A 24,734-nucleotide genomic window follows, 5' to 3' on the forward strand; every position below is an offset into this window, starting at 1 on the left:
ACAATTTCCCACAAATAAAAAACCTGCGGACTGATGTCCGCAGGAGTCAAGCTCGGATAGAGAAGAAACGGGCCGCGGCCTCATTGCCTCGGGCTTGGAGCGCCTCCGCGCATCGCGACGCCGCTTCCTTGTCGAGGACGACCGTGACGCTCGGGTGGGCCTGTAGAATCGTCGCCGGCCACTCGATCGTCGGGACGCTCTCAATCATGTGATGGACCGCTTCCGCTTTTCGTGTCCCGGTCGCGACGAGGACGATCTCACGTGCGTTCATGATCGTGTCGAGGCCCATCGTAATGGCTTGGGTCGGCACTTCGTCAATCGAGTCGAAGAAACGTCGGTTCGCCTCGCGTGTCGACTCTGTCAATTCTGTCACGTGCGTCTTCGCGTCGAGCGCAGTCCCCGGCTCATTAAAGGCGATATGTCCGTTCTCGCCGATTCCGAGCAACTGCAGGTCGACACCGATCGAACGGACGAGCGCCTCGTAACGTGCCGTCTCTTGTTCCGGGTCGGGCGCGTCCCCGCGTGGCACATGGCTCTCCTTGAACGGCACGTCATCGAACAGCTTCTCTTCCATGAAGTGATGATAGCTTTGAGGGTGGTCCGGCGCGAGCCCGATATATTCATCCAAATTGACGCTCGTCACATGGCTGCAATCCAATCGGTCTTGTTTGAACATTTTATACATGCCGACCGGCGTACTCCCGGTCGCAAGCCCGAGGACGAATTCACGTTTCCCGGTCAGGCGTTCTTTAATGAGCGTGTATGCAATCTGTTCGGCGTCTTGTGGTGTATTGGCGACTAAGATGTTCATGCGTGCTCCTCCTTCTGAAAGACGATTCGCCCACGGTGAATCGTCTGTTTGACTGATAACGTCTTGTCCCAGATGACGAGGTCGGCGTCAAAGCCGCTGGCGATGTTCCCTTTATGTGTCAACCCGAACTCGCGCGCTTGGTTGAGCGAAGTCATCTTCACGGCTTCTTCGGTCGTACAGCCGGTGAACGCGAGGATGTTCCGAAATGCCGCGTCCATCGTCAACACGCTTCCCGCCAAGTTGCCCGCTTCTAGACGGGCAGCCCCCGCCTCCACGATGACAGGCTGTCCGCCGAGCTCATACCGTCCATCGGGCAATCCTTTGGCCCGCATCGCATCCGTGATGACGACGAGCCCGTCTGCCCCTTTCATCCGATAGGCGAAGTCGACCATTTCCGGGCGGCTGTGAATCCCGTCCGGAATGATCTCTGCCATCACGTCCCGTTCGAGCAGGCAATAGCCGACCGTTCCGGGCTCCCGGTGATGCAGTCCGCGCATCTGATTGTATAGATGCGTCCCGTGTTTGACGCCCGCTCGCTTATTCTCGACGTATGTCGCGTTCGTGTGACCAGCCGACCCGATAGCCCCCGTCTCACGCATCACTCCCTCGAGTTCCCGTGCGCCCGGTCGCTCCGGTGCGTACGTCACGAGCCGGATATGTCCGGCTGCCTCCTGTTGCCATGAACGGAACAACTCCGCATCCGGGTCGACAATGTATTCGGCCGGTTGCGCCCCCGCGTTCTCGACGTTCACGAACGGCCCTTCTAAATGGATCCCGATGAGCGACGTATCATTCGTCTCGATGACACGGCGCGTCGCCTCGAGCGCACGCGAGATGTTCGACGGTGACTGGGTGATCGTCGTCGCAAAAAATGATGTCACGCCTTCAGCAAACATCGATTCGGCCCATTGGCGCAACGTCGTCTCGTCAGCGTCCATCGTGTCGACGTCATACCCGCCGTGGACGTGCACATCAATCATCCCAGGGGTGACGAGCGCACCGGAGACATCGTGTACCGTTTCCTCTTGTTCGACATAGTCTGACATCGAGCCGACTTGTTCGATCGTCGCCCCGTTGATTCGAATAAACCCTCGTTCAAACGTCTCGTCGCCCGAGACGATGTGTGCATTGATAATCACCATCATCAATCTCCACCTTTCTACCACTGTTCTTCCCCATTATCATAACAAATAACTAGTATAGTTGTATATACCAATTTAACCACATTGAATTTCTTTTCACGAAAGAAGACCCAATCTGTTGACGAACCAAATCGTGACATGTGATTTGGTTCATCTTCTTTTGGATTCAATGGTCCCGTGGCGCACTGCCCGACATAAAATTGAAGAAATGTAAAGACGAGAGACCTCACAAGTTCGGCCTCTCGCGGCGCTCATCCGGCGGCGCCGGAGACTCCTAAGGGGATAGCGAGCGCAGCAGCGTTACGCGATGCGGCTCCCTGCTCGCCCCTAGGAAAGCGAAGGCGCCAAGAGGATGAGTGAAATCATTCTGTTAGTCAACAAACCGAGACCCAGTCAGTCGACTGGGTCTCCCATATACTTACGATTTGATTTCAACCGGTTCCGGTTTATAACGCCGGACGATATACACGAGACGAACAAATAAGAGCACGGCCCCAGCGGCAAGTCCGGCGATGAGCCCAATCCAATACCCGTCCGGACCGACACCGAGCGGTTCGGCGAGCGTATACCCGAGCGGCAGCCCGATCACCCAGTAGGCGATGAGTGACAAGACGAGCGTCACGTTCACGTCTTTGAAACCACGCAAAATCCCTTGAATCGGCGCGGCGACCGCGTCCGACAGTTGGAAGAACACCGCGAAGATCATGAAGTGGGCGGCGAGTTCGACGACAGCCGCGTCGTTCGTGTAAATCGCGGCGACCCGTTCGTTTTGCCAGAACAAGAACGCCCCCGAGAAAATCGACACGGCCAAACAGAGCGAAAGGCCGATCTTAGCGTATCGGACCGCATCTTTTAAGCGGCGGGCCCCGAGCTCATAGCCGACGACGATTGTGAGTGCACTCGATGCGGAGAGCGGCAACATGTAGACGAACGATGCGAAGTTGATCGCCGCCTGGTGCGCGGCGACAATATTGTCGCCGTACGAACTCAACAGAAGCGTGACCGCCGCGAAGATGCTCACCTCGGCAAAGATGGCGAGCCCGATTGGCGTCCCGAGTTGCAACAGTTCTTTTTGGCGTGGCCAAAGCAGTCGTTCAAACGAGCGCAAGAAACGATACTCGAGGAACGGTTTGCCGCTTCGGACGAAAGCGAGCGCCATGAAAAATAGAAGCCAATACGTGATCGCCGAGGCGATGCCTGCCCCGATGCCACCGTAAGCCGGGACGCCGAGTTTTCCAAAGATGAAGATGTAGTTTAAACCGACGTTAATGGGTAACCCTAATAGTATAAGCAGCATCGAGACGCGCGTTTTGCCGAGTGAATCCATAAGCGTGCGTAACACGTTGAACAAGAACATCGGCAACACCCCGAACCCGAGGGCGAGCAAATACCCTTTGGCGATGCGCTTCCCTTCTTCACTCAGACCCATCCCGTCGACGGCAGTCGGCACGAGGATGAATCCGAGGATGAGCGTCGCGATGCTCAGGCCGACCGCTAAGTAGACGCCTTGGAACAACGTCCGTTGAATCTGCTGGATATTTCTCACCCCGAGCGCTTGCGCGACAATCGGCGCGACAGCGAGCAAAATCCCGCTCAGTCCCGTATAGACCGGCATCCATAGACTCGACCCGACGCCGACACCGGCCAAGTCGACCGCTCCGGCCCGGCCGGACATGACCGTGTCAAAAAAGCTGATTAAGTAAAAAGAGACTTGTGTCACCAAAATCGGATAGAAGATGGTGAAGAACAGTTTGATTTTTTCTTGAAGCGTATGTGTTTGGTACATGGACAACCCTCATCTCATTTCAGAAAGGAAACAGTAGAATGAATCAACGGAATGCGGAAAAACTAAAATATGAGTTGCTCGAGACGTGGAATACGTTCAACCATTATATGACCGAAGCGCTCACGTTTCAAAACAGTGAAGACATCCATCAGGCGCGCGTTCACCTCCGGAAGCTGTTAACGTTCATGCAACTGTACGAGACGAAACCGTCCACGTATCGTCAGCTGAAACAACTCATGGAGGCACTCGGAACGGTTCGGGACGGCGACGTACTCGTCGAGGCGCTCGAGACCGATTCGGAACTCGATATCGCTTTTCTCAACGAGATGGAGCGACAGCGTGCCGTCAATCGAACCGTACTCGCCACCCGCGTGAGCGAGAAGATGACGCCGTCACTCGACCAACAAGTGCGTCGTTTCCTCGGTGGCCAGCTGTTCCGCGCCTTCAAAAAACAAGACGCGGCGTCTTTCCTCGAGAAAGCGAAAGATGAACGAAAACGTCGCATCGCCACCCATAAAGAAGCGTCACAGATGGCCGACCGGCTCGAGACGCTTCATAAAGTCCGGCTCGCCGTGAAACGCGAGCGCTATTTGCATGAATATTTGTTGAACTATGAGGACGAGGCGTCGAAAGACCAAGTCCATAAATTAAAACGGCTCCAGACCGAGCTCGGGAACATGAACGACCACCATCAGTTATTGTTGCGCTGGTCCGCGTTCACCCCGCCCGAAGAGCTGAGTGCCGCATATGAATCGAAACTGCGCCAACTCGAGGCAGAACTCGACGAATCGGTCAACGCTGTCAAGCTTTAACGTGACGTATAGCGTTCGACGAGCAGTTCAAGCAACTTCATCCCGGCAATCGAGTTCCCTTTCGAGTCGAGGGCGGGACCGAAAATTCCGAATCCGACATCGCTCAGCCCGAGCTCATGCTTGCCGGTCGCGAGAATCGCACCCGACACGCCACTCTTACCAGGAAGTCCGACGCGGACGGCGAACTCGCCCGAAGCATCGTACATGCCGCACGTCGTCATGATCGCTTTGACGATTCGGACGACACGGCGCGGAATCAACTCTTCGCCTGTCACCGGGTCCTCGCCGTTACCGGATAGAATCCGGCCGATGCGAGCCAAGTCAAAACAATCGATTTCGATGGCACATTGCTTCGTGTATACATCGATAATCTCATCGACGTCTCCTTCGACGATGCCGTGATGACGCATGAAATAAAGCAAGGCCCGGTTCAAGTCGGTCGTCTCGTATTCCGAGCGGGCGACTTTTTCGTTGTAGCGCACCTCTTCGACAGGCACGTTTAATAACGTCGCCAAAAATTGACGAAACTGATAAATCTTCAGCTCGGCCGTGTCGCCTAAAATCATACTCGTGACGGCGAGCGCCCCGGCGTTGATCATCGGGTTGAGTGGTTTTGACGGCACCGTCTCTTCAAGTTTTGCAATCGAGTTGAACGCATCCCCGGTCGGCTCCATCCCCACTTTCGAGAACACATAGTCTTCGCCAAACTCCATCAAGACATAACAGAGCGTGAGCGCCTTCGAGACGCTTTGAATCGTGAATTTATGATGGACGTCACCCGCATGGATGTAAGAACCGTCAGGCAGACAAATCGCCACGCCGAGTAAATCGTCTTTCACATGAGCCAGCTCGGGAATATAATCGGCCACTTTCCCTTGAGCCGTATACGGACGACACTCGTCGACCAAATGCGCCAACTGCTGTTCTAATACGTTCATCATCATCACCTCATATCCGATAGTTTACAACCGGGTCATCTTACCACATCTTCTCGCGGTTATCCATCCGGCGGCCCGTCATCTTTATACCACTTGTCATCGGCCCATAGAATTGGCGGACTCTCTTCGTCGCCCTCGAGCTTGTCGCCGTGCCGATTCATCACGAGGATGAACGTGATGACGCCTACGATGACGACGGACGCCATCAGCCAGAATGAGAGCATGGCAGTTCCTCCTTTTCATTCGTGACAGTTTTGTCTAACAACGGCGTGATACTTATCCTATGTCTCGTTGCCGATTCTCGGTACCGTTAAGCGTGAGACTATACGGAAATGGGTGAATGAATTGAAACAGATTGCAATCATCGGCGGCGGAATCACCGGGCTTGCCGCCGCCTATTACGCCAAACAAGCCGGGGCGCACGTCACACTCTATGAGGCGAACGATCGACTTGGAGGGAAAATCAAAACGATTCATCGGGACGGATTCGTCCTCGAGTGCGGACCCGACGGCTATATGGCCCGGAAACCGACGCTGCCCGACTTGATTCAAGAGCTCGGCTTAGACGGGCAGCTGGTTCGTTCGAAGACTGGGACGTCGTACATCTATGTCCGTCAAAAACTGCGTCAAATGCCGGACGGTTCCGTCATGGGCATCCCGACAAAGTTTTGGCCGATGGTCAAGACCGACTTATTCACGTGGCGCGGCAAGTTCCGGGCCGGGCTCGACCTCGTGCTTCCGCGCGTCTATCACGGCACAGACATCTCGCTCGACACGTTCTTCCGTACCCGGCTCGGTCCTGAAGTCGTCGAGTCGATGATCGAACCGCTCTTGTCGGGCATTTATAACGGGACGCTCCAAGACATGAGCATCGAGTCTACTTTTCCTCAGTTTATCACGATTGAACGGAAAAAACGTAGCCTGATCCTCGGCATGAAAGCATTGACACCGCCCGTTCAAGCCGGGGCCACACCTCGTGAGGCAGGGAAGTTCTTGTCGCTCCGTAACGGGCTCGGCACATTGACTGAAGCGCTCCGACCGGCCATCGATCAGCTTTATTTGAACACACGCGTCGCCGCGATTCGCCCGCATGAAGTCGAGCTCTCGGACGGGACGGTCGAGACGTTTGACGGTATCATTCTCGCGACTTCTCCAGAGGCGCTCGGCCCGATGCTCGGATTGGCTGAAGCAGCACAGTTATCCGACTTGAAACGAACGTCTTCCTTGAACGTGCTCGCCGCCTTCAAAGAGACCGATGTCGCAGCGCTCGACGGGACCGGGTATGTCATCGCCAAACGGGAAGGCAACGCACTGACCGCCTGCAGCTGGATGCATAAGAAGTGGCCGCACATGGCACCTGCGGGTATGGCGCTCCTACGCGTCTATATCGGATCCGAGCACGTGCCTCCCCTGTTGAAGGAAGACGACGAGACGATTGCCGCGTTTGCCTTAGACGAGCTACGAACGATTCAACACGTCGGGAAGCCGCTCTTCACGAAAGTCGAACGGCACCTCGATACGATGCCCCAATATGAAGTCGGCCATAAAGCGTACGTCCGTTCCTTCAATCGTGCCCTCGCCGCACTGGACGGGGTCGAGGCGTGCGGCGCGATTCTTGACGGGGTCGGATTGCCGGACTGTGTCGATTCGGCCAAACGGGCCGTCGAACGTCTGAACGTAACGCCAGAGGTGCTCGTATGAGCGGAATCGATTACAACGTCAATCCGTTCATCGTCATTTGGGAAGTGACGCGCGCCTGCGCGTTGTCATGCCTTCATTGCCGGGCCGAAGCCCAATATCATCGGTATCCCGATGAACTCGATACCGATCAGGCGAAAGCACTCATCCGTGACATTCACGCCATGGGCAACCCGATTCTTGTTTTTACCGGTGGCGACCCGCTCATGCGTGACGACTTATTCGAACTGACCCGGTACGCAGCCTCGCTCGGCATGCGCGTCTCGATGACGCCTTCGGCTACCCCACGCGTGACCCACGATGCGGTCAAGCGGGCTAAAGCGGCCGGACTTTCACGCTGGGCGTTCTCAATTGATGGACCGGACGCCAAGTCGCACGACTACTTCCGAGGCACACGCGGCAGTTTCGACCGGACATTACGCGGCATCTCGTACTTTCAACAGGAAGACATGTCATTTCAAATCAATACGACCGTCACGGAATACAACGTGGACCAACTTCCCGCGATTGCCGAACTCGTCGGTGCGCTCGGTGTCTCCGTCTGGACCCTCTTTTTCCTCGTTCCGACCGGACGCGGTTCGCTCTTACAACCGATCACGCCAGAGCGGCATGAAGAAGTGCTACGTTGGGCGTTCGCCCTCCAAGCCGAGGTCCCGTTCATCGTCTCGACGACCGAGGCCCAATTTTATCGCCGCGTCGCTAGACAAGAGAACGCGCGCCGGAAACAACTCGGGCTTCCACCCATCGGTCATCCGCACGATGATTTGGCAAAAGCGCCACGTGGGACGAACGATGGGAACGGGTTCGTCTTCATCTCACATACCGGTGACGTCCAGCCGTCCGGTTTTCTCCCGATCAAATGCGGCAACGTCAAACAGTCATCGCTCGCCGACCTTTATCGACATCATCCGGTATTCACCTCACTCCGGGACCCCGATACGCACGGAGGCAAGTGCGGGTATTGCGAATATCGTTACATCTGCGGCGGTTCGCGGGCCCGTGCGTTCGCCGTGACGGGCGACTATAAAGCCGAAGAACCGTACTGCGTCTATCAACCGTCTACGTAAAAAGAATCATTTTACATTTTTTAGGTTTATCGTATGATACATGTAAATATATTGAATTTGCTTTTACTTCGATAAAGGTGGAGATCACATGTTCGTGTATGTCCCGATTGACGGCTTGTTTTACATCGGCCTCGCACTCATCGCCTTGATTAGCTATCCGGTCGGCCATTTGATCATGCGATTTGGAAAGACCGTGAACGGCGGATTTTACTCGCTCGTCGCGGTCAGTCTCGGTTTGTTCTTTTGGCTTGTGATTTGGTTTGACGAGGCCGCGCGACAGCGTGATATGGGGACAATCCCGGTCGTCTTCAATTTTGCGTTCGCCGTCCTGTTGTATGTAACGTTTCTCGCACTCAGTTATTTCGTCCTACGCGCCGTCCATCGACGCACACGAGTCAATCACTAAAAAAGGAGCGCCGGCATCTGCTGGCGCTCCTTTCCTTAATAGGTCACGGTTGTCGGACGGAGTGTCAACTCTCCGTTCTCGACATCAATCATCACGGTCTGGCCATCCTCGACGTCACCGGCGAGGATGCTGCGGGCAAGCTTTGTCTCAATCGTCCGCTGCACATAGCGGTTAATTGGACGGGCCCCGAACTGCGGTTCATACGCCTCATCCGCGATGAACGCTTTCGCCGCGTCGGTGATTTCGATGTGAATCGAGCGGGCCGTCAAACGGCTTCCCATCCGGGCGACCGCCTTCTCGACGATTTGGCCGATTTGGTCGCGTGTGAGCGGATGGAACAGAATCGTCTCATCGACACGGTTCAAGAACTCCGGTCGGAAGTGACGACGGAGTCGCTCGATGACTTGACGTTCCTCCGCCTCATCGATGACGCCGTCTTTCGCCGCCTCGAGCAAGATGTCGGCCCCAATATTCGACGTCATGATGACAATCGTGTTCTTGAAATCGACGACTCGTCCGTGCGAGTCGGTCAAGCGACCGTCATCGAGCAACTGGAGCAAGATGTTGAACACGTCGGCGTGCGCTTTCTCGACTTCATCGAGTAGTAACACCGAGTACGGATTGCGACGGACCGCTTCCGTCAATTGACCGCCTTCCTCGTAGCCGATATAGCCCGGAGGCGCACCGACGAGACGCGACACGGCATGTTTCTCCATATACTCGCTCATGTCGAGACGAACGATATGGTCTTCCGAATCGAACATCGCCTCGGCGAGCGCTTTCCCGAGTTCCGTCTTCCCGACCCCGGTCGGCCCAAGGAAGAGGAACGACCCGATCGGGCGGTTCGGATCTTTAATGCCGGCCCGTGCTCGGATGACGGCGTCGCTGACGAGGCGAATCGCATCGTCTTGGCCGAAGACGCGTTGGTGGAGCACCGTCTCGAGGTTGAGCAACTTGTCCCGTTCCCCTTCGGTCAGCTTCGTCACCGGGATGCCCGTCCATTTCGAGACGACCTCGGCAATCTCTTCTTCCGTCACTTCCTCCCGGACGAGTTCACGCGTCACCGATCCCGCGAGACGTTCGGCTTCTTCAAGTTCACGCTCGAGTTCCGGGATACGTCCGTATTTGAGTTCCGACGCCCGGTTCAAGTCGTAGCGGCTCTCTGCCTCTTGCAGTTCGAGCTTCACTTTCTCAAGGTCGCCACGGATGTGTTGGACGCGGTGGGTCGATTCTTTCTCGTTTTCCCAACGTAGACGAAGCGCGTCCGCTTGTTCGCGTGACGAGGCGAGTTCTTGTTGAAGCGCCTCGAGCCGTTTCTTCGACGCGTCGTCGCTTTCTTTTTTGAGCGCCGCCTCTTCAATCTCGAGCTGCATGACGCGACGGACGAGTTCATCGAGTTCGGCCGGCATCGATTCCATCTCGGTCCGAATCATCGCGCACGACTCATCGACGAGGTCAATCGCTTTGTCTGGCATGAAACGGTCGGTAATGTAGCGATTCGACAAGACGGCCGCCGCGACGAGCGCGTTGTCATGAATGCGGACACCGTGGTGAATCTCGAACCGTTCTTTCAAGCCGCGTAAGATCGAGACCGTGTCTTCGACATCCGGTTCGTCGACGAGCACTTGTTGGAAGCGTCGCTCGAGTGCTGGATCTTTCTCGATATATTGACGATACTCATCGAGCGTCGTCGCCCCGATACAATGGAGCTCACCACGGGCGAGCATCGGCTTGAGCATGTTCCCGGCGTCCATCGCCCCTTCGGACTTACCGGCCCCGACGATTGTATGCAATTCATCAATGAAGAGGATGATTTTCCCTTCCGCCTCTTTCACTTCGTTCAAGACGGCTTGCAAACGCTCTTCGAACTCCCCGCGATATTTGGCACCGGCGACGAGCGAGCTCATGTCGAGGCTAAAGATCGTCTTGTCTTTCAAACTTTCCGGGACGTCCCCGCGGACGATCCGCTGGGCGAGCCCTTCGACGATGGCCGTCTTCCCGACACCCGGTTCCCCGATCAAGACGGGGTTATTCTTCGTCTTCCGGCTCAAGATGCGGATGACGCGGCGAATCTCGCTATCACGCCCGATGACAGGGTCGATTTTTCCGGTCTTCACTTCTTGAATCAAGTCACGTCCGTATTTTGTCAACACGTCATACGTCGCTTCCGGAGATTTCGAGGTGATGCGGCGATTGCCGCGGACGGCGGTGAGCGCCTCGCGTAACTTGTCCTCGGTTACCCCTTTTCGTTCGAGCATGCTTTGCGCTTGGCTTTTATTCAACAGGATGCCGAGCAACACATGTTCGACAGAGACGTATTCGTCACTCATCCCGGTCGCCTCACGTTCGGCCGTCGTCAAAACGTTCAACAGCGAGGCCGAAATCATCGGCGTCGTCGGATTTTGCAACTTCGGCGCATTTTTAAGCGCCATCGCCACTTCGGCTTCAATCTCTGCGACGTTTAACTCCATCTTCTGCAACAAAAGTGGGATGATGCCGTCCGTTTGCGAGATCATCGATGCCAAGACGTGCCATTCGTTCATCTCACTATGGTGATACTGTTTCGCGAGCGCTTGTGAACTGACGATGCTTTCATGCGCTTTATCGGTAAATCGATTGAAATCCATCCCGTTTCCTCCTTATGTTCAGCGTTCAAGTTGTTCATAAACAGATCGGTGGGCGGCGTCGAGTGGCAAGTCGACCTCGAGCTGGACGAACAAGTCAGACCGGACTTTCGAGGTCGTCATAAAGCCACGTCCTGGAATCCGCATCCGTTGCCCTGGACGCGAACCCGGTTTCACTTTCAATTTCACGCGGCCCCCGTCGAGCGTCGCGACGATGACTTCCGTCCCATCCAGAAACGCGAGCGGGCGCAGTCGTTTGACGGTAATCACGTTCGCACCTTCCCGATGATACGCCTCGTCGTCCGTGAAATGGAGCTCGACGTAGACGTCGCCGCGGTCGCCGGACTGCCCGACTTTGCTGCTCTTCCCTTTTAGGCGTAGCTTTTGTCCCTCATAGGCCCCTTGGGGGAGCTTCACGTTCACTGTCCCCGACTGGAGACGCAAACTCACTTTCGCATCTTTCGTCAATTGACTGAGCGGTACGTTGACGCGTACCGTCTCATCCAAGTCTTCCTCGACGGCTTGATTGAAGAAACTGCCGAACATGTCCTCGAACCCGAACGTCCGGGACGTCGTCCGTGAGCCGCCCCCGAATTGTCGGAACAAGTCCTCAAACTGGGCCGAACCTTCTCCGTACCCATCTCCGCTATATGTCCCGCCACCAAACGTCGGTCCTTCCGCACTTCCGTAGCGGTCATAATTTGCTTTTTTCTCTGGGTCGCTCAATACGTCAAACGCTTCTTGAATCGCCTTGAACTTGTCTTGTGCGCCCGGGTCTTTATTTACGTCCGGATGGTATTGTTTGGCCAACTTTCGATATGCTCGTTTAATGTCCTGCTCGGATGCCTGCCTCGACACGCCGAGGACGTCATAATAGTTTTTTGCCATTTCGTTTCACCTCACCTATCCCTTTCCCGATTCTGTTAAGTCTATTCTACCCAATTGGTCAAATAAGGTCAAAGATTACCCTCACTATTTTATACGAAAAAAAGAAGGACTTCGTTTCAAAACGAAGCCCTTTCTCTTAGAAATATACCTTTGGATTCGACATGCCTTCTTCAAACACAATCGTGACTTCTGGGTTGCCTCCGAGCGAAGTAACGTTAATCCGAATCGGGACGCTGCGATTGTATTCCCAGCGGTTCTCGAGCAAACCGACGATATGTTGCGTGAAGCCGACGAGTTCGGCGCGACTATAGAACTGAATCGGGATATCAATCTCTAGCCGTGACAAGTCACCGTTTTGATAGAATCCTTTGCCGATCATCCCACTAAAGTCAGGGAAGACGTCGGCGATCCGGTCACTGAACAACGTGAACTTTTGAGAGTCGTCGCGCACTTCGTTCGTCGCCTCACGTGACGGGAAGTAGTAATAACGCTCATCGATTGCTTTCCAATCACCTGAGGCGATTTGATCCGACTTGCCGACGAAAGCCGACTTGATGTAGTTTCCGGGTGTCGGCGAGCCTTGCGAAGCCTTCATATATAACGCCACGTTAATATCGAGATCTTTGAAATCTTCCCGTTCCCGCAGTTGCGTCACGAGTTCATTCGCCATCCGCTCGCCTTCCGCGATGACTTTGCTCTCGTCCAATCGCTCGGTATATGTCGGCCCGAAGTTTGGAGCTTGGAAGACGTACTCCCGGTTCAAGATGAGCGCGAACGAGACACCGCCGAGCGTATAGCCGTTATCGGCTCGTTGCATGTAGTTCTGTTCGACGAGCGAGGCGAGATAGAGCGGCGATTCTTTGTTCGCGTCGACAAAATCAGCCTCCGAGACTTCCGCCGTCCCGTTCTGGTAGGCAGGGTTGAGTGGGACGAAGGCGCCATCTTCCTGCTCTTTGCTCTTACGACCGAGAAGCTGTAACACGTCGGTGTTCGTCAAGAGCTGACCTTCTTGATACGCGAACTGGTCCGGATTGAACGCTCCAGTCGAATGACGCATCAAGCCGAGCTCGACTTCTTCAAGCTCGAGCGAGGAACTAACTTGACGCTGTGCGAGTCCACGGGCGGCGGCCGGTTTGAACGGAATCACCATCTGATAGTATGAATCACGGGCCTCAATGGCAGGGGTGACCCCTTCTGACACCGTCTCATTCCCGGTCGGCGTCGCTTCTTCTTCCCCCATCGGGATCTTCATTGAACATCCACTGAGTAGCAAACTGGCGGCCACTGCGGGAATGACGAGTTGTTTCCATTTCATCTATAGTTAACTCCTTTTACAAGTCGATTCCTCATACACTTTTTCTATTATAGCAAAATCGACCGCTGAAAAAAGTGTCGAAGCGGAATCAGTCCACTAGACAAAAAATCCTCCGGCGCTTGAGCCGGAGGAAGACGCGTTATGCTTTATTCGACGGGCGCCGTCGATGTGTCAACACGAACAGCCCGAGGATGAGGAACACGAGACCGAGCGCCGTCACCCATGTACTCGTCGAACCTGTCATCGGAAGCGTGCCCTGTGTCGGTGTTGTCGGTGTCGTCGGTGCTGGGACGTACGCGCTGTCATCTTCCCGTTCAGGAATGGCTTGTTTGACATGCACCGTCGCCTCGGCCGAGCGAGAGACGCGATTGCCGCTCACTTCGAATGTGAAGGTTACCCGATTCGTCAACGTCTCGCCAGCTCGTACATCATAAGATGGCAATAAGACTTTCTCCATCTCCAAGACGATTTCTTCACCGGGTATGAGGCCGTTCTCGACTTCCGCCAGGGCACGCATGCCGTCGCGTAACGTCTCGGTCGTCTCACGCTGTTCTGCAACGGTCAACGCCCCGCTCGTCCATTCTTCCATCACGTCGACGAAATGGAGTGTGACGTTCGACGTGTTTGTGATTGTATACGTGTAAATGATCGTGTCACCCGGGTGCACCGTTTTAGGAGTCGCCTCTTTTGTCACGGTGAAGTCGATCCGGTTCAACAAGACGATTTGTTGGCTCTCGGCATCAATCACGCGACCGTATTCGTCAGTCGCGGCCACTCGGAAGATATTCCCGATTTCAGGATAGGTCGCCGCGTCGTAATCGTCCGGCACGTCAAGGTTGACTGTCGTTTCAACCCGTTCGAACGGAGCGAGCCCGTCCTCTCCAATCAACCCGTCGAGTCTCGTCTGCAACGTCTCATTGAATGCGCGGACGGCTTCGGTGCTGATGCCACCGTCAAAGAATTCATCTTCAATCGAAGTGATCGTGAGCGATGTCTCCCCAGTGTTCTCGATGACGAACGTGTACGGGATCATCCCGCCGACGACGGCTTGATCGATATTCGCTTCTTTTCCGACCTCAAGTCCAATCATTTGGTTTGGCACGACGGTCACCGTCACGTTTGCACAGTCGTTCGGGATGTCTTGGCTTTCGACACCGATACAAAACGTGTTCGTCACATCCGTCTCCATCTCAACGTCTGGGGCGAACGTGTCAAACTGAATCGTCGTCGTCCCGACCGGTATGACCGGGAACGTCCAATAGAAGGCGGGCGGGCCGCTGACGACGGTCGGGACGGGCGTCTCCACACCTTCCGGACCAATCACTTCAACCGAATCCGTGACGACCGTCAACGCTTCCGGTACCGTGTCCGACACCGAGAAGTTTTCAATCGGTGCCCCTGTCACGTTGATGATGAGTCGATACGTCAACAAGTCGCCTGCGAGCACTTCCGTGATTTCGCCGTCCGCCCCGAGTGCGAGCTTCTCGATCGTGACAGAAGGGGTGACAGAGGTCGCCGCTATTTCTTCTGTCATCACCTCGACGTCCACGACCGGTTCTTCGACACCTGCTTCTTCCACGCTCGATTCCTCTGCGACGGTTGCTTCTACAACCGATTCTTCAGGAAGCGCTTCTTCCACGACTTCTTCAACAATCAATTCCGCCGACTCTGTTTCTTCGACAGGTGGCGTTTCCGTTAACACTTCTTCCACGACCGGTTCAATCGCCGCTCCCTCTGTAATCGTGAAGGCCGTAAACGAGTACGGCACGCGACCTTCATCGTACAGCGTGACCGTGTCAATCAAGGACCCGTCGACGCTCGGCGCATCAATCATGAAGCGCCATGTGTCCATAGTTTCCCGAACCCCGTAATACGTCACGTCTTCATAGACGAGACTCGATTCGAATAAGCTGTCTGCTTCCTCGGTCGTCAAGTCGACCTGTACATAAACCGTACTCGCGGTCTCGGCGTAAAGAACGTTCGGTGTAAGTAAGCTGATCAATAAGGCAATCAAAGCGATCCATGCAGTCCATTGACGGGTGGCGTGCGTCATGATGTGTCCCTCCTCTAAGCTGAATGCCAGTCGACATGTCTGTCCGATGACCGCCTCGGCACGGAGGGAGAAAAGAGGATGTGTGTGCGCGAGTCGTGGTGTCAAAGGGTCCTCTAATTCAGGAAGATTTTGCAAATTGTAAGGATACTATTCATTACCCTTCCGGCGTTTTCGTAAATCCGTCGAAACCTTGATTTTTTTGAACGTTAGGTCAATGAAAAAAAGTCACCATCTGAAAATCGTTCAGATGGTGACTCGTTTCAATTCTGTTCGGATAAGAACGAAAGGAGCGCCGCTTCGTCCCACACTTCGATGCCGAGTGACTCCGCTTTCGTCAATTTCGAACCAGCCTTCTCACCGGCGACGAGCAAATCTGTGTTCTTGCTGACGCTTCCGGTGACGCTCGCGCCGAGCAGTTCAAGCTTCTTCCCGGCTTCGCCACGCGTCATCTCATGCAGTTTGCCGGTCAAGACGACCGTCTTCCCTGCAAGCGGCGCGTCCGTGTCGACGGGGCGCTTCGTCCCTTTGAACGTCAAATTGACACCTGCTTCAGCGAGTTCCTGCACGAGATCTTGGGCTTCCGGTTTCTCGAAATAGAGGGTGATCGATTCGGCCATCTTCGTACCGATGCCGTCAATCGCCGTCAACGCTTCTACAGAAGCCGTCATGATTTGATCCATCGTCTCGAATCGTTCGGCGATGAGCGTCGCCGCCTTTTGGCCGACGAGACGGATGCCGAGCGCGAACAATACCCGTTCGAGCGAGTTCTGTTTCGATTGCTCGATCGCCGCGAGCAAGTTCGTCACCGACGTCTCACCCATCCGGTCGAGCGCAAGGAGCGCCTCGCGGTCAAGACGATACAAGTCGGCGACATTATGGACGAGACCGGCCTCATGCAGTTGGGTGATGACTTTCTCACCGAGTCCATCGATATTCATCGCCGGACGTGAGACGAAATGAATCAACCCTTCTAATAGCTGAGCCGGACACTCCGGATTGACACAACGATGATCGGCCTCGCCTTCTAATCGGACGAGCTCCGAGTCACACGCCGGACAATGTGTCGGGAAGACGATTTCCTGTTCGTTCCCGGTCCGTTCACTAACGAGCGCGGAGACGACGGCCGGGATGACGTCCCCGGCTTTCTTGATGACGACACGATCGCCGATGTGGAGGTCCTTCTCTTTGATAAAGTCTTCATTGTGAAGCGTCGCGTACGTCACGGTCGAACCGGCCACGGAGACCGGTGCGAACCGCGCCCGTGGCGTGACTTTCCCGGTCCGGCCGACGCTGAAGTCGACGTCTTCAATCGTCGTCACGACTTCCTCGGCCGGGAACTTATAGGCAACCGCCCAGCGAGGGCTCTTCGCTGTGAAGCCGAGCTGCTCTTGTTCTTCATACGCCGCGACTTTGATGACGATGCCGTCAATCTCATATGGGAGTTCAGACCGTCTCGTGACGTACGTCTCGATATAGTCCCACAACTCATCGGCCGTCTGACACGTCGTGTACTCTTGGCTGACGGCGATGCCGAGACGGCCTAAATACGCGAGTGCTTCGTCGTGCGAGGCGACGAGGTCATCGGTCGAGACGAGGCCGTAGGCGAAGAACGCCAAGTTCCGCGCCGCCGCAATTTTCGAGTCGAGCTGTCGGAGCGAACCGGCTGCCGCATTGCGCGGGTTGGCGAACAGCGGTTCACCGAGACGTTCGCGCTCGTCGTTCAAATGTTCGAACGACCGTTTCGGCATGTACGCCTCACCGCGCACCTCGAACGTGACGTCCTCGTTCAATCGGAGCGGAATCGCACGAATCGTCTTTAAGTTTTGCGTGATGTCTTCCCCGGTCGTCCCGTCACCGCGCGTCGCGCCACGGACGAGCCGGCCGTCCTCGTATTTCAGCGACACGGCGAGCCCGTCAAACTTGAGCTCGGCGACGAACAGTGGACTGTAGCCGAGGTCTTTCTCGATGCGTTCGACCCATTCGACGAGCTCTTCTTTTGAGAAGACGTTCCCGAGCGATAGCATCGGTGTGTCGTGCGTCACTTTGACGAACGCGTCAAGCGGGGCGCCGCCGACCCGTTGCGTCGGTGAGTCGGGACTCCGGAGTTCCGGATAATCAGTCTCAATTTCGATGAGCTCGTTCATGAGACGGTCGTATTCCGCATCCGGGACACTCGGTCGATCGAGCACATAATATTCATAGCCGTACTGATTTAACTTCTGTCGTAACGCTTCAACACGTTCTGCCATCTCCATATGATCACCTCACGCTTTTTCAATTGGGGCAAACTTGGCGAGTAGGCGTTTGATGCCGACGGCCGGGAAGGCGATATCGAGTTCGAGCTGATCGCCTTCGCCACGCGTCTGAACGACCGTGCCTTGTCCCCACTTCTTATGATTCGCTTTATCTCCGACATTCCAACCGATCGACTCGGCGCCAGACGACTGGGCGAGCTTCGGTTTCGGTTTTGAGCTGAAGCCGTTCACGGGAAGTTTCCCTGGCGACTCGACCGGATTCCATGGCATCGGCTTCTTCGCTTTACCTGAACGTTCTAATAACGTCTCCGGCAACTCATGTAAGAAGCGCGACTCCGGGTTGTTTTGAAAGCGGCCGTACAACATGCGGGACTGGGCTCGCGTCAAATAGAGACGCTTCTCGGCCCGCGTGATGCCGACGTAGGCGAGACGGCGCTCTTCTTCCATCTCCTCGGGGTCGTTCAACGCACGGCTATGCGGGAACAACCCTTCTTCCATTCCGATTAAGAACACGACCGGGAACTCGAGTCCTTTCGCCGAGTGGAGCGTCATCAGGGTGACTTGATGCAACTCGTCGACTTCTTCGAGTGAATCGAGGTCGGAGACGAGCGTCAAATCGGTGAGGAAGGCGACGAGCGTCTGTTCATCACTTTCCTTTTCGAAGTTTTGGGCGACGGAGAGAAATTCCTGCAAGTTCTCGAGCCGGCTCTCCGCTTCGAGCGTCTTCTCGATTTTGAGCATCTCTTCGTAGCCTGACTTCTTCAACACTTCTTCAATCAACTCGGAGATCGACAAGTAGTCGGCCATTTGACGAAGGTCGACCATGAGTTTGCGGAATTCGGCGAGTTTCGTCGCTGTGCGCGGGGCGATGCCCGACAGTTCGATGTCCCGAATCGCTTCCATGAGGGATACGCCTTGCATCGCGGCGAAGTCGCCGAGCTTGTCGACCGTCGCGGCGCCGATGCCCCGCTTCGGTTCGTTGACGACACGGACGAACGAGATGTCCTCATCCGGGTTGGCGATTAAGCGCAAATACGCCAAGATGTCTTTGATTTCTTTTCGTTCATAGAACTTCGTCCCACCGACCATCTTGTACGGGATGTTCGACTTGAGAAGCATCTCCTCGAGACCACGTGACTGGGCGTTCGTCCGGTAAAGGACGGCCATCTCGCCGTAATCGATTCCTTCTTGGCGAAGCTCTTTCATCTGATTGATGATGAAGAACGCTTCATCACGGTCGTCTGAAGCGACATGAAGGAGGAGTTTCTCCCCTTCCGCGTTTTCCGTCCACAATTTTTTATCTTTACGGCTCGAGTTGTTTTGGATGACCCCATTCGCCGCCTCTAGAATGCGTTTCGTCGAGCGATAGTTCTGTTCGAGCAAGATGACGTGCGCGCTCGGATAGTCCTTCTCAAACGTCAAGATGTTGGCGATGTCGGCGCCGCGCCAGCGATAAATCGACTGGTCTGAGTCCCCGACGACACACAAGTTCTCATGCGCCTCGGCGAGCAGTTTAACGAGCGTATATTGGGCCCGGTTCGTATCTTGATACTCGTCGACATGGATGTATCGAAATTTCTTCTGATAGAACGCGAGCACGTCCGGCGCTTCTTGGAACAACTGGATCGCCTTCATAATCAAGTCGTCAAAGTCGAGCACGTTGTTTTGCTTCAACTTCTTCTCATAGGCCGTATAAACGTCCGAGATGACTTTTTCGTACGGGTTGTTGCCGACGAGTGCGGCCGCCTCTTGTGGCGTGCGGAGCTCGTTCTTATGGTTCGAGATCATACCGAGGAGCGTCCGTGGCTCGTATTTTTTCGGGTCAAGGTTCAACTCTTTGAGCACTTGCTTGATCGCCGTCAATTGATCGGACGAGTCAAGAATCGAGAAGTTCCGGTCATAACGGATGCGATCGATGTCCCGGCGTAAAATTCGGACGCACATCGAGTGGAACGTCGAAATCCAAATATCGTCCGCGACACCGCCGACGAGACGGGCGATTCGGTCTTTCATCTCACGGGCCGCTTTGTTCGTAAACGTGATGGCGAGAATGTTCCACGGCGCAATCTGTTTCGACGCCATCAAATAGGCGACGCGATGCGTCAAGACGCGTGTTTTCCCAGACCCCGCCCCGGCCATGATGAGCAGCGGGCCGTCCGTATATTTGACTGCTTCTGCTTGTGGAGGGTTCATGCCTTTGACCAATTCTTCACTCAAGTTATACATAATCGTTTCCTTTCTTCATTCCAAACGTTTGTTCTTATTTTATCGGAGTGCTGCTACGGTCGCAAGCGCTCCGTCGAGATTCTCATAAATGACATTACCGACGACAATCGTATCTACGTAAGAGGCCATCAAGCGCGCCGTCTCGGCCCCGTCGATGCCACCCCCGTAAAACAAGTGCGTGTCCGGCAAAGCGAGACGAACTTCTTTGACGACGTCCGGCGAGCCGAACGTGCCGCTATATTCGAGATAGAGGGACGGCAGTCGGAACACGTATCGACCCGTCTCGGCGTAGGCGACGACTTGCTCGAGCGACAGGTTCGTCTTGGCTTCCGTCACGACGGCGACTTTCGCCTCGGGGTTTAAGACGATATACCCTTGACCGGTCACGCACGTCGCATCGAACCAATGTCCGTATGATTCAAACGCCCGCGCCTGGTGTCCGATCACCCAATCGACACTCCCGGCGTTCAACACGGTCGGGATGAAGTAGTGCTGAAAGCCGCGCACCGTCTGGTCGGGATGGCTCATTTCGAGCGCGAGCGGGACGCCACACCCGGCTAACCGTTCATAGAGCCGGTACGTGTTCTCTGCGTCCACCCCGTCCGTCCCGCCGATGAGGAAGGCATCGGTCCCTGAGTGGATGAGCGCCTCGAGCGACGCGTCGTCGATGGATTTGTTCGGGTCTAACTTAAAGACATGACGCCACTTCGTAAATTCCATTCGGCTCCCTCCATTCGATACCTTCTCTAGTGTAGCGATTTTTAGACTCGGTTGCATCTGTTGACGAAAAAAAGACTTGCCGCAGCAAGTCTTCAGACGTGTCGTGATTCGGCGGTGCGGCGTTCGCGTGCGGTCATCCATCTTGCGACGACGAGCGCAAACACCCCATACACCGGGACGAACCAGAGCGGATTCCCTAAAAAGAATCCGAGGACTGGAATGTCGAGCAAAGGTGAATCAGGGGAACAGAGCGCCGTCCCGTTCACGATGGCGATAAACGGCAAGACCGGGACGACGAACACGTAACCGAAGTTGATCCAAAATGCCTTCATGACCTTGTCTCCTTAACCTAAGATAATCGATTCTTTCGGATAATTGTACATCCGTTTCGGCTGACGGCGTTGCAAAATCAAGATGAAGGCGATGACCCCAATCCGGCCGATGAACATGAGAATCGTGAGCACCCATTTCCCGACGTTACTGAACTCCGAGGACAGCCCGACCGAAAGTCCGGTCGTCCCGAACGCCGAGCACGCCTCGAACAAGATCCGGGTGAGCGAGGCGTCCTCAAAGAACGCGAGCACCATGACACCCGTCAGCAAGACGGCGAGCGAGACGGTGATGATGACGAACGCTTTCCAAATATCTTCGAGCACGATTTCGCGTCCGAAAATTTTAATCGACGAGTCCCCACGGATGAACGCGATGACCCCGAGCACGGCGACGGCGAACGTCGTCGTCCGAATCCCCCCACCGACCGAAGACGGCGAGGCCCCGATGAACATGAGAATCGATAAGAGCAACATACTGCCTTCCGAGAACAAGTTGACGTCGACCGTCGATAGTCCCCCGTTTCGCGTCGTCACGGACTGGAATAACGAGTCCGACAGCGCGAGCCAGAGCGGCAACTCTTTGAAGGCGTTGTTGTACTCGAACAAGAACAATCCGACCGTCCCGATTGCAATCAAGATGAAGAACGTCGAGACCGTCAACTTCGTGAACAGTGAGAAACGGCGCGGGAAGTTCTCACGCTTGCGCATGATGCGGCTCGTCAAATACGTTCGAATCTCGACGAGCACCGGGAACCCGATGGCACCGCCGGTCATGAGCGCGATTTGTATGAAGATGACGAACGGGTCTTCCCGGAACGGGGCAAGCGAGCTACCGGTAATATCGAATCCGGCGTTCGTCGTCGCACTTACGGCCCCGAACAAGCCTTGAAGGAATGCCTCGCCGGCCGTGTCAAAGTAGTTTAAGTAGTGAACACCGAGTAGCACCGCACCGATTGCCTCGATCGCGATTACCGTGATGACGATTTCGGTGATGTACTTGATGATACCAGACATCGACGTCTGGTTTTGGTCACGCAAAATGAGTTGGCGCTCACGGAAACCGATACGCTTCCCGAGCAAAATCCACATGATGACATGAAGACTAATCAATCCGACCCCGCTCACTTGAACGATGAAGAGGATGATGAATAGTCCGAACGTCGAGAACGTGTCCGCGACGACAATCGGCGTGAGTCCGGTGACACTGACACAACTGACCGCGAAAAAGACGAGGTCGGTGAACGTGATTGTGACACCAGGCTTGTGCGCGATTGGCAGAGCGAGCAGGATGATCGACAAAATCGCGGCCGCGCTGTAAATCAAGACGAGCGTCTGGACCGGTGTCAGTTTTCGAAAGAACAGCTGTAAATTAAGTTTCATAAATTTGTCTTGCATCATGCCCCTCCTCTCCATCAAAAACAAGATGACTCTTACGAGTCACCTTTGTCTGATTGGTTTAGGCGTTCAAGGGCAAGGTCATAGCCACCAGACCCGTAGTTCAAGCAACGCTTGACACGAGAAATCGTAGCCGTCGAAGCACCTGTCGCTTCTTCGATTTTATGATATGTGCTACCTTCACGAATTTGGCGAGCCACTTCTAACCGTTGGGCCAGCGCCTGGACTTCGTTGACGGTCGCTAAATCTTCAAACAATTGATAACAGTCTTCGAGCGTGTCGAGCTTCAAGATCGCCTCAAACAGCTGATCAAGTTCACGCCCTCTTAATTTATCGAGTTGCATCCGCAAGCATCCTCTCTCCATCGTACTTCTTTATCATTTTAAAGCACGACTGCCTCGGACTCAACTGTTCATCGCAAAATCGCTGGAAATAGTATTTGTTTTTTCATGACTTCGTAAATGCCGAGCGGCGTCGCCCGCACATACGGCAAATGTGTCGAGGCGAGGAACAAGAGCGTGTAAATCGGGTCTTCGAAATGATACCCACGTGTCACGAGCTCCTCCCGAAGCTGTTTCTCCTGCTCGATCAACCGCTCAATCGGCTCCGTCGAGGTCATGCCGCAGAGCGGGAGCGGGATTTCTGCGATGATTTCCCCACGGTCGACGAGGACGATGCCGCCGCCGAGTTCTTTCATCCGCGCGAACGCCGTCAACATGTCTTGTTTGCATTTCCCAAGAATCAAGTAATCGCCACTGATCGAGTACGAGCTGACGAGACCGCCGAAATCGTTGGCGAATCCTTTCAGTACCGTGTTGAGCCGCCACTTGCCTTCTTTGTCGAGCAACATGAGAAACGACTCGTCCCCTTCGCGCGGCAGTTCGTCTTGCCCGGTATCGTGCGTGATCTTAAACAGTTTCATGATGACCGAGTTGACCATATCGAGGCCGACGGGCATGCTGAACGACAAATCTTGCGGGGTAAGCTCAATCTCGACGTCTGTCGCCGGCATGAGCGCGAGCACCGCCTCGACGAGCTCGTCCGGGAACAGGGAGACGCCGTCGCGCACAATCCATTGTCCTTTTGCGATGACGCTCGTCGGACGCGGTTCGTCCACGGCGTCGAGAATATTTAAATGGGCAACCCGCCCCGGGGCAATCGATCCGAGGACGTGATCGAGGTCGAAGTGACGGGCCACGTTCAACGAGACGATGCGATACGCCTCAATCGGGTCGAGTCCCGCCTCCATCATGATCTTCACGAGTTGATCCTGCATGCCCGCCTCATAAAAGCCCGGTGTCGAACCGTCCGTCGTCACCATCAAATGGTCGAACGCCGTCAACCCAGCCTTGAGTAAACCGTCCATCATCTCCGGGAGATCCGGACGAATCGACGAGTGTCGTAACGTCGTCGTATAACCGTGCTCGAGCCGACAGAGCGCTTCTTCGGCCGTCATCGCCTCATGGTCGCTGTGGACACCCATCAGCGCCATTTTCGTGAGCGTCTTCGCCGATGCACCAGGGAAATGTCCTTCGACCGGTAGCCCGCAAGACTCTGCGTCAAGCATCCACTGTAACATCTCGTCGTCACCCTTCAGTGTGCGCGGCCATGCCGTCAACTCGCCGGCCATGATGACATCCGGATGGTTGAACCAGTCATGGATACGTTCCGTGTCGACGAGGACACTATCCCGGTCAAGCTCCGTTTGCGTGTCGAGACGGGCCCACCAATACGTGCTCGTCGGCAACTGTTGCATCGCATCCAATTGTGCAAACGCTTGCTCCTTGTTTTGTAAAAAAAGAAGCATGTTGTCATTCACGAGCGTGGTCGTCCCCCGCTCGCCTGCATACTTCGACAGCGTCGCCGGGTTATACAGTTGGAATGGGTGAGCGTGTGGCTCCATGTAGCCTGGGACGATAAACTTCCCGGAAACATCGACTGTCTCGACCGCTGCTTTCGGCAAGTCCGGCCCGACATAAACGATTCGGTCGTTTTCAATCCAGATGTTGGCTTCCTTCCATTGTTTCACATACACGTTCAAATATGTCGCATTCGTCAAGACGAGCGAAGGCGGTCGCACTTGGTCCACGACTTCGAGCTGTGAGCGAATCATCGTTTTTGACCACGGTGCCCGCGCCGATCGTTTGGTTGGCATCGAACCCAGTCCTCCCTTAATCGCTTGCTTTTATTATCAGACGATAATTTTGTAAGCGTTTTCTTTAACCTGATTCAAGTTTACCTTTTCTCATAATCCGTCGCAAGTTAT

At 55.0% G+C, this 24,734-nt stretch carries 20 protein-coding genes; 4 read left to right on the plus strand and 16 right to left on the minus strand.

Translation table 11 applies throughout. The annotated features are described in order from the left end of the window. Positions 1-46: 46 nt before the first annotated feature. The 3 genes from nagB to KNP76_RS07070 all read right to left on the minus strand — a co-directional run bounded on the left by nagB (position 47) and on the right by KNP76_RS07070 (position 3,739). Complete coding sequence (gene nagB / locus KNP76_RS07060) at positions 47-811, minus strand: glucosamine-6-phosphate deaminase (RefSeq protein ID WP_214843728.1); 765 nt, start codon at positions 809-811, stop codon at positions 47-49. Beyond that, positions 808-1,956, minus strand: coding sequence for an N-acetylglucosamine-6-phosphate deacetylase (gene nagA, locus KNP76_RS07065; RefSeq protein WP_214843730.1), 1,149 nt, complete (start codon positions 1,954-1,956; stop codon positions 808-810). The genes nagB and nagA overlap by 4 nt, the downstream gene beginning before the upstream one ends. A 415-nt stretch (positions 1,957-2,371) precedes the next feature. Next, the gene (locus tag KNP76_RS07070) at positions 2,372-3,739 is read right to left on the minus strand and encodes an MATE family efflux transporter (protein ID WP_214843732.1); all 1,368 of its coding nucleotides are present in this window, start codon (positions 3,737-3,739) and stop codon (positions 2,372-2,374) included. 38 nt (positions 3,740-3,777) lie between these two features. On the opposite strand from KNP76_RS07070, the gene KNP76_RS07075 reads away from it, so the two are divergent. After that, positions 3,778-4,551 (plus strand): CHAD domain-containing protein, encoded by a 774-nt coding sequence (locus tag KNP76_RS07075; RefSeq protein ID WP_034814354.1) that lies wholly within the window; start codon positions 3,778-3,780, stop codon positions 4,549-4,551. On the opposite strand, the gene glsA is transcribed toward KNP76_RS07075, so the two are convergent. Both glsA and KNP76_RS07085 read right to left on the minus strand, forming a co-directional pair. After that, positions 4,548-5,492 (minus strand): glutaminase A, encoded by a 945-nt coding sequence (gene glsA, locus KNP76_RS07080; protein WP_371816171.1) that lies wholly within the window; start codon positions 5,490-5,492, stop codon positions 4,548-4,550. The two genes, KNP76_RS07075 and glsA, sit on opposite strands and share 4 nt — an antisense overlap. Before the next feature lie 56 nt (positions 5,493-5,548). Next, positions 5,549-5,713 (minus strand): hypothetical protein, encoded by a 165-nt coding sequence (locus KNP76_RS07085; protein ID WP_167331249.1) that lies wholly within the window; start codon positions 5,711-5,713, stop codon positions 5,549-5,551. A 112-nt stretch (positions 5,714-5,825) separates the two neighbouring features. Here KNP76_RS07085 and hemG point away from each other — a divergent pair, with 112 nt between their 5' ends. The 3 genes from hemG (at position 5,826) to KNP76_RS07100 (ending at position 8,660) form a co-directional block, all read left to right on the plus strand. After that, entirely contained in the window at positions 5,826-7,190 is a 1,365-nt protein-coding gene (hemG, locus tag KNP76_RS07090) for a protoporphyrinogen oxidase (RefSeq protein ID WP_214843734.1), read from the plus strand. Next, complete coding sequence (locus tag KNP76_RS07095) at positions 7,187-8,254, plus strand: TIGR04053 family radical SAM/SPASM domain-containing protein (RefSeq protein WP_214843736.1); 1,068 nt, start codon at positions 7,187-7,189, stop codon at positions 8,252-8,254. Before hemG ends, KNP76_RS07095 begins: the two co-directional genes overlap by 4 nt. Positions 8,255-8,342: 88 nt before the next feature. Further along, positions 8,343-8,660, plus strand: coding sequence for a hypothetical protein (locus tag KNP76_RS07100; protein WP_034809007.1), 318 nt, complete (start codon positions 8,343-8,345; stop codon positions 8,658-8,660). 35 nt (positions 8,661-8,695) lie between these two features. On the opposite strand, the gene clpB is transcribed toward KNP76_RS07100, so the two are convergent. The 11 genes from clpB to KNP76_RS07155 all read right to left on the minus strand — a co-directional run bounded on the left by clpB (position 8,696) and on the right by KNP76_RS07155 (position 24,623). Further along, positions 8,696-11,287 carry an ATP-dependent chaperone ClpB gene (clpB, locus tag KNP76_RS07105; RefSeq protein ID WP_034814350.1) on the minus strand — a complete coding sequence of 864 codons (2,592 nt, stop codon included), beginning with the start codon at positions 11,285-11,287 and terminating at the stop codon, positions 8,696-8,698. Positions 11,288-11,305: 18 nt separating this feature from the next. Next, positions 11,306-12,172, minus strand: a complete 867-nt coding sequence (locus KNP76_RS07110) for a DnaJ domain-containing protein (protein ID WP_214843738.1) — start codon at positions 12,170-12,172, stop codon at positions 11,306-11,308. A gap of 136 nt (positions 12,173-12,308) precedes the next feature. Then, positions 12,309-13,487: a CamS family sex pheromone protein gene (locus KNP76_RS07115; RefSeq protein ID WP_214843740.1), complete on the minus strand. Its 1,179-nt coding sequence runs from the start codon at positions 13,485-13,487 to the stop codon at positions 12,309-12,311. A gap of 139 nt (positions 13,488-13,626) precedes the next feature. Next, positions 13,627-15,540, minus strand: coding sequence for a DUF7507 domain-containing protein (locus KNP76_RS07120; protein WP_214843742.1), 1,914 nt, complete (start codon positions 15,538-15,540; stop codon positions 13,627-13,629). Between the two features lie 260 nt (positions 15,541-15,800). Then, positions 15,801-17,795: an NAD-dependent DNA ligase LigA gene (gene ligA / locus KNP76_RS07125; RefSeq protein ID WP_214843744.1), complete on the minus strand. Its 1,995-nt coding sequence runs from the start codon at positions 17,793-17,795 to the stop codon at positions 15,801-15,803. Between the two features lie 9 nt (positions 17,796-17,804). Further along, positions 17,805-20,021, minus strand: a complete 2,217-nt coding sequence (pcrA, locus tag KNP76_RS07130; protein ID WP_034814344.1) for a DNA helicase PcrA — start codon at positions 20,019-20,021, stop codon at positions 17,805-17,807. A gap of 39 nt (positions 20,022-20,060) precedes the next feature. Continuing rightward, positions 20,061-20,741, minus strand: coding sequence for a heptaprenylglyceryl phosphate synthase (gene pcrB / locus KNP76_RS07135; protein ID WP_214843747.1), 681 nt, complete (start codon positions 20,739-20,741; stop codon positions 20,061-20,063). Positions 20,742-20,833: 92 nt separating this feature from the next. Continuing rightward, entirely contained in the window at positions 20,834-21,073 is a 240-nt protein-coding gene (locus tag KNP76_RS07140) for a hypothetical protein (RefSeq protein ID WP_034814342.1), read from the minus strand. A gap of 12 nt (positions 21,074-21,085) precedes the next feature. Then, positions 21,086-22,453, minus strand: coding sequence for a TrkH family potassium uptake protein (locus tag KNP76_RS07145; protein WP_251137391.1), 1,368 nt, complete (start codon positions 22,451-22,453; stop codon positions 21,086-21,088). Between the two features lie 50 nt (positions 22,454-22,503). Further along, positions 22,504-22,812, minus strand: coding sequence for a YerC/YecD family TrpR-related protein (locus KNP76_RS07150; protein WP_024371764.1), 309 nt, complete (start codon positions 22,810-22,812; stop codon positions 22,504-22,506). A gap of 68 nt (positions 22,813-22,880) precedes the next feature. Then, positions 22,881-24,623, minus strand: a complete 1,743-nt coding sequence (locus KNP76_RS07155) for an adenine deaminase C-terminal domain-containing protein (RefSeq protein WP_214843748.1) — start codon at positions 24,621-24,623, stop codon at positions 22,881-22,883. Positions 24,624-24,734 lie beyond the last annotated feature (111 nt).

Origin of the sequence: Exiguobacterium sp. s150, from assembly GCF_018618435.1 — a bacterium.
In the GTDB taxonomy this organism is placed as follows: Bacteria; Bacillota; Bacilli; order Exiguobacteriales; family Exiguobacteriaceae; genus Exiguobacterium; species Exiguobacterium alkaliphilum.

What these genes read in the sequence shown, in the direction of transcription:
- nagB (WP_214843728.1), bottom strand. Translation starts at nt 811, where the DNA reads ATGAACATCTTAGTCGCCAATACACCACAAGACGCCGAACAGATTGCA.
- nagA (WP_214843730.1), bottom strand. Translation starts at nt 1,956, where the DNA reads ATGATGGTGATTATCAATGCACACATCGTCTCGGGCGACGAGACGTTT.
- KNP76_RS07070 (WP_214843732.1), bottom strand. Translation starts at nt 3,739, where the DNA reads ATGTACCAAACACATACGCTTCAAGAAAAAATCAAACTGTTCTTCACC.
- KNP76_RS07075 (WP_034814354.1), top strand. Translation starts at nt 3,778, where the DNA reads ATGAATCAACGGAATGCGGAAAAACTAAAATATGAGTTGCTCGAGACG.
- glsA (WP_371816171.1), bottom strand. Translation starts at nt 5,492, where the DNA reads ATGATGAACGTATTAGAACAGCAGTTGGCGCATTTGGTCGACGAGTGT.
- KNP76_RS07085 (WP_167331249.1), bottom strand. Translation starts at nt 5,713, where the DNA reads ATGCTCTCATTCTGGCTGATGGCGTCCGTCGTCATCGTAGGCGTCATC.
- KNP76_RS07095 (WP_214843736.1), top strand. Translation starts at nt 7,187, where the DNA reads ATGAGCGGAATCGATTACAACGTCAATCCGTTCATCGTCATTTGGGAA.
- KNP76_RS07100 (WP_034809007.1), top strand. Translation starts at nt 8,343, where the DNA reads ATGTTCGTGTATGTCCCGATTGACGGCTTGTTTTACATCGGCCTCGCA.
- clpB (WP_034814350.1), bottom strand. Translation starts at nt 11,287, where the DNA reads ATGGATTTCAATCGATTTACCGATAAAGCGCATGAAAGCATCGTCAGT.
- KNP76_RS07110 (WP_214843738.1), bottom strand. Translation starts at nt 12,172, where the DNA reads ATGGCAAAAAACTATTATGACGTCCTCGGCGTGTCGAGGCAGGCATCC.
- KNP76_RS07115 (WP_214843740.1), bottom strand. Translation starts at nt 13,487, where the DNA reads ATGAAATGGAAACAACTCGTCATTCCCGCAGTGGCCGCCAGTTTGCTA.
- KNP76_RS07120 (WP_214843742.1), bottom strand. Translation starts at nt 15,540, where the DNA reads ATGACGCACGCCACCCGTCAATGGACTGCATGGATCGCTTTGATTGCC.
- ligA (WP_214843744.1), bottom strand. Translation starts at nt 17,795, where the DNA reads ATGGAGATGGCAGAACGTGTTGAAGCGTTACGACAGAAGTTAAATCAG.
- pcrA (WP_034814344.1), bottom strand. Translation starts at nt 20,021, where the DNA reads ATGTATAACTTGAGTGAAGAATTGGTCAAAGGCATGAACCCTCCACAA.
- pcrB (WP_214843747.1), bottom strand. Translation starts at nt 20,741, where the DNA reads ATGGAATTTACGAAGTGGCGTCATGTCTTTAAGTTAGACCCGAACAAA.
- KNP76_RS07140 (WP_034814342.1), bottom strand. Translation starts at nt 21,073, where the DNA reads ATGAAGGCATTTTGGATCAACTTCGGTTACGTGTTCGTCGTCCCGGTC.
- KNP76_RS07145 (WP_251137391.1), bottom strand. Translation starts at nt 22,453, where the DNA reads ATGAAACTTAATTTACAGCTGTTCTTTCGAAAACTGACACCGGTCCAG.
- KNP76_RS07150 (WP_024371764.1), bottom strand. Translation starts at nt 22,812, where the DNA reads ATGCAACTCGATAAATTAAGAGGGCGTGAACTTGATCAGCTGTTTGAG.
- KNP76_RS07155 (WP_214843748.1), bottom strand. Translation starts at nt 24,623, where the DNA reads ATGCCAACCAAACGATCGGCGCGGGCACCGTGGTCAAAAACGATGATT.